1 protein-coding gene is annotated in these 898 nt (G+C 40.9%); it reads left to right on the top strand.

Annotated elements, in window-relative coordinates:
• On the top strand, window positions 1–898 hold an 898-nt coding region (locus LUU93_RS21470; RefSeq protein ID WP_498072029.1), incomplete at both ends, for a DUF8693 domain-containing protein.

Consider the following 898-nt stretch of genomic DNA (forward strand, 5'->3'; position numbering starts at 1 on the left):
AACCAGCAACTCCAACAGCATCTGTAACAACACAGCCTACATGTACAGTACCAACAGGAGTTATTACAATTACAAACCCGGCGCCGGCAGCAGGAATTACTTATAGTATTGACGGGACAACTTATACCAATACAACCGGTGTATTTTCGGGGTTGGCAGCAGGATCGTATAATGTTACAGCTAAAAACAGCTCAGGATGTGAATCTTCAATTACTGTTGTGCCTGTAAATGCTTATGTAAGCAAAACATGGAATGGCAGTGTAAGCACAAACTGGAACACAGCCGGAAACTGGACTCCAAGCGGAGTTCCTACTGCAGATGATTGTGTAGTAATTCCAGATTTAACCTCTATCGCAAACAAGCCGGAAATTACAGGAACAAATACTGAATTTAAAGCCCATACAATTAACTTAAGCAATAACAGCTTATTAACTGTACAAAGTACTAATACCTTAACAGTTACCAACGCAGTAACGGTTAATACCGGAAGTTCCTTAACTTTTGAAAACAATGCCAGTCTGGTGCAAAAAACAAATGCAGTCAACTCAGGGAATATTACTTATAAGAGAAACACGCAATTGATCCGCCGTTATGATTTCACCTATTGGTCAGCACCGGTAACGGCAGTGCCGGGAATAACACTTCATGATCTGTCGCCGACAACTCTGGCTGATAAATATTACAGTTATAATCCAAATACCGGATGGACAATAAATTATAACGGAACTTTAGTAATGGCTCCCGGACAAGGATATATTGTAAGGTCTCCGCAGGAGTATGACATCAATACTTCTGCCGTTTATCAAGCCTCTTTTACTGGGGTTCCTAACAATGGAGATATTACTTTTACACCGACAGCCGCTAAATGGAATTTAATTGGAAACCCATATCCGTCAGC

The sequence above is a fragment of the Flavobacterium soyae genome, from assembly GCF_021245985.1.
Classification (GTDB): Bacteria; Bacteroidota; Bacteroidia; order Flavobacteriales; family Flavobacteriaceae; genus Flavobacterium; species Flavobacterium soyae.